Origin of the sequence: Oryzisolibacter sp. LB2S (assembly GCF_040732315.1) — a bacterium.
GTDB classification, from domain to species: Bacteria; Pseudomonadota; Gammaproteobacteria; order Burkholderiales; family Burkholderiaceae_C; genus Alicycliphilus; species Alicycliphilus soli.
Genome location: NZ_CP160388.1, coordinates 522,334 through 530,000, shown reverse-complemented (window position 1 = coordinate 530,000; position 7,667 = coordinate 522,334). Strand labels below are relative to the sequence as shown.

Here is a 7,667-nt window from a genome sequence, read left to right as displayed (position 1 = left end):
TTGCAAACTTGAAGGTCTTTCAACCTTCTCGCCATCCCGCAACCAACCACCTTTCAGCAATCAGTCGCTGCGATCAGCGAAGCCTTGGAGTATACATCGGTTTTTAACCATCTTGCAACTCAAAGCGGGAAATTTTTATCTCTCCCTTCGCTGCATCAACTGGCCCAGAGGGCGGTGCGTTGCAGCGAAGCGTGAAGTATATACCGGGTTTACCCCTAAAAAAGTTTTCGCCAAATTTTTTGTCTGCAGGCTTCAGCGAGGGGTCAAGTCCCAGTCTGGGCGCACGTCGATAATTCCCAGCATGTCAATGATTACTCTGTTGGACGCCCAGTTGGCGTTCGGGCATGTCGCCCTGCTCGATCACGCGGGGTTCTCGCTGGAGGCGGGCGAGCGCATAGGTCTGATCGGGCGCAACGGCGCCGGCAAGTCGTCCCTGTTGAAGATTCTCGCGGGGCTGGCCAAGCCCGACGATGGCACGCTGAGCGTGCAGCAGGGCTTGCGCATCACCTATGTGGCCCAGGAGCCGGATCTGGCGGCCGACGACACGGTGTTTCAGGCCGCGGCGCGCGGCATCTCACAGGCCATCGCGCTGCGCGAGCAATATCTGTCGGGCGCGCCGGGGCTCGATCTGGATGCCCTGCAGTCGCAGATCGAGGCCTATGACGCCTGGAACTGGGAGCAGCGTGTGGAAGAGACCCTGCAGCGGCTGCACCTCGATCCTCAGGCCCTGGTGGGCGGGCTGTCGGGCGGCACGAAGAAGCGCGTGGCCCTGGCCCAGGCGCTGGTGGCCAGGCCCGATGTGCTGTTGCTGGACGAGCCCACCAACCATCTGGATCTGGACTCGATCGAGTGGCTGGAGGATTTGCTGCAGGCCTTCAAGGGCAGCGTCGTCACCATCACCCACGACCGCAGCTTTCTGGACCGGATTGCCACACGCATCGTCGAACTCGACCGCGGGCAGCTGCGCTCCTACCCCGGCAACTTTGCCGAGTACGTCGTGCAGAAGGAGGAGCAGCTCGCGCAGGAGGCGGTGATCCATGCGCGCGCGGACAAGCTGCTCGCGCAGGAGGAGGTCTGGATACGCAAGGGCGTGGAGGCCAGGCGCACGCGCAGCCAGAGTCGCATCAGCCGGCTCGAGGCCCTGCGCGCGAGCCGCGCGGCCAGGCGCGAGGCGCTGGGCAGCGTGAAGATGGACATCGCCTCGGGCCGCCAGGGCAGCTACCAGGGCAAGATCGTGGCCGAGCTCACGCGCGTCTCCAAGGCCTTTGGCGACCGCTCCGTGGTGCGCGACTTCAGCGCCACCATTCTGCGCGGCGACAAGGTGGGGCTGATCGGCCCCAACGGAGCGGGCAAGACCACGCTGCTCAAGCTCATCCTGGGCGAACTCGAACCCGACAGCGGCAGCGTGCGCCGTGGCAGCAACCTGCAGGTGGCGTATTTCGATCAGATGCGCAACGCTCTGGACCTCGATGCCACGCTCGAGGACTTCATCAGCCCGGGCAGCGAATGGATCGAAATTGGCAGCCAGCGCAAGCATGTGAAGAGCTACCTGGGGGACTTTCTGTTCTCCCCTGCGCGCGCCCATTCGCCTGTGCGCTCGCTCTCGGGCGGCGAGCGCAACCGCCTGCTGCTTGCGCGCCTGTTTGCGCGCCCGGCCAACGTGCTGGTGCTCGACGAGCCCACGAACGATCTGGACATCGACACGCTGGAGCTGCTCGAGGAGCTGCTGCAGGGCTATGACGGCACGGTGTTCCTGGTGAGCCACGACCGCAGCTTTCTCGACAACGTGGTCACCAGCACCATCGCCAGCGAGGGCCAGGGGCTGTGGCGCGAATACGAGGGCGGCGTGCAGGACTGGCTGACCCAATCCCGCCGCAGCCGCGAGCTGACCGGCACGCCGGCCACCGCCAACAAGAATACAAACAAAATCCCAGTCAAACCCGCTCCAGACAAGCGTGAGCAGCTACAAAAGCGAAAGCTCAGCTACAAGGAACAGCGCGAACTGGAGCAACTACCCGCGCAGATCGAAGCGCTGGAGGCCGAGCAGCAGGCCCTGCGCGCCGAGCTCGAGGACGGCAGCCTCTACGTGCGCGACGGCGCGCGCGCCGCGGCCCTGCACCAGCGTGATGCCGAGATCGAGGAGCAGCTCATGCAGGCGCTCGAGCGCTGGGCCGCGCTCTCCGACTGACGCCGGCCGGGGCTATCAGATGCGGTGGTGCAGGCGGTCCGTGGTGCCGCGCAGGCGCGCGATCAGTGCCGGCGCGATTTGCGTCAACGGCAGCACCTCGTCGGCCGCGCCATGGGCGATGGCCTCGCGCGGCATGCCAAAGACGATGCAGCTCGCCTCGTCCTGCACGTAGTTGTAGCTGCCGGCATCGCGCATCTCGCGCATGGCCGCCGCGCCATCGGCGCCCATGCCGGTGAGCATGATGCCGTAGGCGTTGCGCCCGACCACCGCCGCGGCTGACTTGAACAGCACCTCCACGGACGGCTTGTGGCGGTTCACGGGCGGACCATCATCGACCACAGCCACGTAGTTGGCGCCGCTGCGCGCAATGGAAAATTGTTTGCCTCCCGGCGCGATGTAGGCATGGCCCGGCAGAATGCGCTCGCCATTCACCGCCTCTTTCACCGTGATCTGGCACAGGCCGTTGAGGCGCGTCGCAAAGCTGGTGGTGAAACCCGGCGGCATGTGCTGGGTGATGACGATGGCCGGCGAGTCGGCCGGCATGTGCACCAGCACCTCGCGTATGGCCTCGGTGCCGCCGGTCGAGGCGCCGATGCAGATGAGCTTCTCGGTCGACAGGCGGCCCAGCAGCGCCGATGGTGGCTGCGCCGGCGCTGCGGCGGCCGCGCCCGGCTCGGGATGGACGATGGCGCTGGCATGGCGCACCGGCATGCGCCGTACATGGGCCGCGGCCGCGATGCGGATCTTGTCGACGATCTGCGATGCCAGCTCATTGAGTCCCCCGGCCAGGCCCACGCGCGGCTTGGCGACAAAGTCCACGGCGCCGAGCTCCAGCGCCTTCATCGTGACCTCGGCACCCCGCTCGGTCAGCGTGGAGATCATCACGACCGGCATGGGGCGCAGGCGCATGAGACGGCCCAGAAAGTCGATGCCATCCATGCGCGGCATCTCGACGTCGAGCGTGATCACGTCCGGATTCATCTCACGGATCATCTCGCGCGCGATCAACGGATCGTTGGCCGTGCCGATGCACTCCATATCTGGCTGGCGGTTGATGATCTCCGACAGCAGGCTGCGCACCAACGCCGAGTCGTCGACCACGATGGCCCGGATCTTGCCCTTCATACTGCTTGATACCTCTCTTGTCATTCGGACGGCGATCAGAACAGATCCACCGATCCGCCATGGTTGGTGCGCGCCACCGCCGCCGCGTTGCCGCGCGCCTCCAGCGCCAGCGCATCCGGGTGGGCATGCGCGAGACGCTTGACCATGGCCTTGCCAGTCACCGGGAAGAACACCACCTTGCGCGGACATATGTCGAGCACGTCCTCGGAGACGATGGGAATGCGCTCCGTCGCCAGATAGTCCTGCACGAAGCGCGTATTGCGCTCGCCCACGTTCATGGCCGTGAAGCTGGCCATGACCTGGCCGCCGCCGAAGATCTTGGCCTGCAGGGTCTCGCGGCGCGCGCCCAGCTTCATCATCTCGTTGATCAGCAGCTCCATCGCATAGGAGCCATAGCGCCCCGAGGCATCGGCGCCATCACCCTCGGGCAGCATGAAGTGGTTCATGCCGCCGACGCGCATGCGGCTGTCCCACAGACAGGCCGCGATGCACGAGCCCAGCACCGTCATGATGGCCAGCTGCTCACACGCAACAAAGTATTCCCCCGGCAGGACCTTGACCGCGTTGTGCTGGAAATGGTGGTCGAAGAAGAAGAAGGACGCCTCGCCCGGCTTGCGCGGCAGCGCCTTGAGCTGCTGCAGGGTGCGCTGCGGGGCGGCCTCGACGCTGGCGTGCGCACCGGGCGCCAGCGGCGTGATGCGCGGCACCAGCCTGCGCTCGACCGATACGGCTGTCTGCTGCTGCGATGCAATGGGCATGATGCTCCTGTACGGCTGCTGTCTCGTGTCAAACACGCTCATAGACCGTCTTGCCACGCAGGGCGAACAGGTCGCGCGAATCGCTGAAGTTCTCCGCATGGCCCACGAACAGCATGCCACCGGGCTTGAGCACATGGTGGATGCGCTCGAGCACGCGACGCTGCGTGGGCTCATCGAAGTAGATCATGACGTTACGGCAGAACACGACGTCGAAGGACTCGCGAAACGGCCAATCGTCACGGATCAGGTTGACGCTGAGGAACTCGATGGCATTGCGCAGCTCGGGGCGCACGCGTGCCAGCCCCGCATTGGCCCCCGTGCCGCGCTGAAAGAAGCGCTGCAGCCGGGCCTGGCTCAGGCTCTTGAGTCCATCGATGCGGTACACCCCGCGCGCCGCCGTGGCCAACACGTTGGAGTCGATGTCGCTCGCGGCAAGCTTGAACTGTGCGCGCGGCTGCAAGGTCTCGAGCGCCGTCATGACGATCGAATAGGGCTCCTCGCCGGTCGACGCGGCACTGCACCACACGTTCCACGGCCCGGACGGGCGCGTGCGCAGCAGCTGCGCAAAGATGTCGAAATGGTGCTGTTCCCTGAAGAACGCCGTCAGGTTGGTGGTGAGGGCGTTCACGAACTCCTGCCATTCCGGCCCGTCGGTACTTTCCAGCCAGCCCAGATAGTCGCGGAAGTTGTTGTGTCCGGTCTCGCGCAGGCGGCGCGAGAGACGGCTGTAGACCATGGCGTGCTTGCCATCGTGCAGGCTGATGCCCGCACGCTGGTAGATCAGGGCCTGAACGCGCGAGAAGTCGGCCTGGGTCCAGGCGAACTCGCGCCCCTGCGCCCCCTGCGCGGACTCATCTTCCGACGCCGCCCGGTGCGCGCCAAGGCGCGACTGGAGGCGGCGCGCGTCGCCCATGCCGACGGCACTGCCCTGCGCCTGCATCATGTCGCCGCCGTCACGATCCCCATGTCCACCCCGGACATCAGGCGCTCGATATCCAACAGAATCAGCATGCGGCCGCCCACGGACCCCAGGCCGCGTATGCATTGCGCATCCATGCCCGATTCCATGTCCGGAGCGGCACGCAGCTGATCCGGCGCCAGTTCCAGCACGTCGCTGACGGAATCGACCACGATGCCGACCACCCGCTCGCGCAGGTTCAGGATGATGACCACGGTGAAGCTGTTGTACTCGGCCTGCGCGCAGCCGAAGCGCAGGCGCATGTCGACGATGGGCACGATGGTGCCGCGCAGATTGATCACGCCCTTGATGAAGGCCGGCGCATGGGCGATGCGCGTGGGCGCCTCATAGCCGCGAATCTCCTGCACCTTGAGGATGTCAATGCCGTACTCCTCCTCCCCCAGTCGAAAGCTGAGGTATTCCTTGGCGCCGGCCGCCATCTCTTCCACGCCCTTGTCCACCACGTTCATACAGTGACTCCTCGCAATTTCCCGTTCCCTCTGCGGCGCCCTCAATGGCGCGCCCGGCGCACCAGCGCCCCAGTGTCCAGAATCAACGCCACCGCACCATCGCCAAGGATGGTGGCCCCGGACACGTTGGGAACCTTGCGGTAGTTGGTCTCCAGGTTCTTCACCACCACCTGCTGCTGGCCCAGCAGCTCGTCGACCAGCACGGCCACGCGGCTGCCATCGGCCTCCACGACCACCATGATGTTGTTGCCCGCCGTCTGCGCACCCGCGGGCCGCGGCACCTGGAAGACCTTCTCCAGCGCCACGACGGGCATGTAGTCGCCGCGCACCTTCACGAGCTGTGCGCCCTGGGTCACGGTGTTGAGGTCGTCGGCATTCACCTGGAAGGACTCGACCACCGAGGACAGCGGCAGGATGTAGACCTCGTCGCCCACGCCCACCGACATGCCATCCATGATGGCCAGCGTGAGCGGCAGGCGCACCGACACGCGCGTGCCATAGCCCTCGGCCGAGTCGATCTCCACCGATCCGCCCAACGCGCCGATGTTGCGCTTGACCACATCCATGCCCACGCCGCGGCCGGACACGTCGGTGACCACCTCGGCGGTGGAGAAGCCCGGTGCAAAGACCAGCTGCCAGACCTCGGCGTCCGGCATGGAGTCGCTCACGTCCAGGCCGCGCTCGCGTGCCTTGGCGAGAATCTTGTCGCGAGACAGCCCCTTGCCGTCGTCACGCACCTCGATGACGATCGAGCCCCCCTGATGGGCCGCGGACAGCGTCAGCGTGCCATGCTCGGGCTTGCCCGCCGCCAGTCGCGCCTCGGGGGACTCGATGCCGTGGTCCAGGCTGTTGCGCACGAGGTGCGTCAGCGGATCGGTGATCTTCTCCACCAGGCTCTTGTCCAGTTCGGTGGCCTCGCCCTGGGTCACGAAGTCCACCTTCTTGCCCAGCTTGCCCGCAAGGTCCCGCAGCATGCGCGGGAAGCGGTTGAACACCGTGGCCATGGGAATCATGCGGATGGACATCACCGATTCCTGCAGATCGCGCGTGTTGCGGTCCAGGTCGGCCAGTCCGGCCAGCAGCTGCTGATAGACGCCCGCGTCCAGGCCGCGGCTGTTCTGCGCCAGCATGGCCTGGGTGATCACGAGTTCGCCCACCAGATTGATGAGTTGATCCACCTTGCTCACGGCCACGCGTATGGTGGAGGACTCCATCGACGCCTGGCTCGGCTGCCGGGGCTCTGCCTGCGCACGGGCCGCCACCGGCCTTGCTGCCGGCGCCGTCGATGCAGCCAGGGCCGCGACCGCCTCCGCATCGACGGGCACGCCGGGCGCACCGGCAAAGAATCCGTACTGCTCCGCCGCTGCGCCGCCGGCAGCGCCCGAGCCCCCGCAAGCTGCGGCGGCGTGGATGCTGACCTGGTCCTTGGCCACATGAAACGCGAACAGATCCAGCAGATCCTCGTCCGTGGAGGCCGTCTGCACGGCAAAGCGCCGTATCGCGGGATGCTGCGCCGGCAGGTCCTCGATCTGCCCGAGGCCTGGGATGTCTCTGAACAGCTCCTTGATGGCGTCGGCGGTGGCCGGCTGGTCGAGAGGGCCCACATGGATTTCCAGCGAGCGCACACCGTCCGCCGCAGCGGCGCCGGCGGCCGGCGCCGCGGACGCAGGGGCCAGGGCCGGCGCCAGGACAGGCTCGGGTGACGGATCCAGCGCCGGTACGGGCGCGGGCATCTCCGGCACGGCGCCCGACACCAGCAGGCTGATGTCGCGCACCAGTTCCTCGGTGGACAAGGCCTCGCCCTCCCCGCCGGCCTGGTGCCGCGCGAGCAGGCTGCGCGAGGCGTCCGCCGACGCCAGCAGCACATCGACCATGGACGCGATCAGGTGCAGCTCGTGGCGGCGCAGCTTGTCCAGCAGGGACTCCATGTGATGGGTGAGCTCTGCCACGTCGGAAAAGCCGAAGGTGGCGGCGCCGCCCTTGATGGAATGCGCGCAGCGGAAGATGCCGTTGAGCTCCTCGTCATTGGCCGCATCGAGATCGAGGTTCAGCAGCATCTGCTCCATCTGGTCGAGGTTCTCGCCCGCCTCCTCGAAAAATATCTGATAGAACTGGCTGAGGTCGAAGTCCGCGCCTGCGCCGGAGCTCTGAGAATGGGTGTCCGCCAT

The 7,667-nt window shown here is 66.3% G+C and carries 6 protein-coding genes; 1 reads left to right on the top strand and 5 read right to left on the bottom strand.

Going from position 1 to position 7,667, the window contains the following annotated elements; translation table 11 throughout:
• Positions 1-301 precede the first annotated feature (301 nt).
• Positions 302-2,188 (top strand): ATP-binding cassette domain-containing protein, encoded by a 1,887-nt coding sequence (locus ABUE11_RS02530; RefSeq protein WP_367067495.1) that lies wholly within the window; start codon positions 302-304, stop codon positions 2,186-2,188.
• A 15-nt stretch (positions 2,189-2,203) separates the two neighbouring features.
• On the opposite strand, the gene ABUE11_RS02525 is transcribed toward ABUE11_RS02530, so the two are convergent.
• From ABUE11_RS02525 to ABUE11_RS02505, 5 genes are read right to left on the bottom strand one after another with little or no spacing between them, the layout of a single operon-like run.
• On the bottom strand, positions 2,204-3,313 hold the full coding sequence (locus ABUE11_RS02525; protein ID WP_367067494.1) for a chemotaxis response regulator protein-glutamate methylesterase: 1,110 nt from the start codon (positions 3,311-3,313) through the stop codon (positions 2,204-2,206).
• A gap of 35 nt (positions 3,314-3,348) precedes the next feature.
• Positions 3,349-4,071, bottom strand: coding sequence for a chemoreceptor glutamine deamidase CheD (gene cheD, locus ABUE11_RS02520; protein WP_367067492.1), 723 nt, complete (start codon positions 4,069-4,071; stop codon positions 3,349-3,351).
• A gap of 28 nt (positions 4,072-4,099) precedes the next feature.
• Complete coding sequence (locus ABUE11_RS02515; RefSeq protein ID WP_367067491.1) at positions 4,100-5,014, bottom strand: CheR family methyltransferase; 915 nt, start codon at positions 5,012-5,014, stop codon at positions 4,100-4,102.
• Complete coding sequence (locus ABUE11_RS02510; protein ID WP_367067490.1) at positions 5,011-5,499, bottom strand: chemotaxis protein CheW; 489 nt, start codon at positions 5,497-5,499, stop codon at positions 5,011-5,013. The genes ABUE11_RS02515 and ABUE11_RS02510 overlap by 4 nt, the downstream gene beginning before the upstream one ends.
• A gap of 41 nt (positions 5,500-5,540) precedes the next feature.
• Positions 5,541-7,667, bottom strand: coding sequence for a chemotaxis protein CheW (locus tag ABUE11_RS02505; RefSeq protein ID WP_367067489.1), 2,127 nt, complete (start codon positions 7,665-7,667; stop codon positions 5,541-5,543).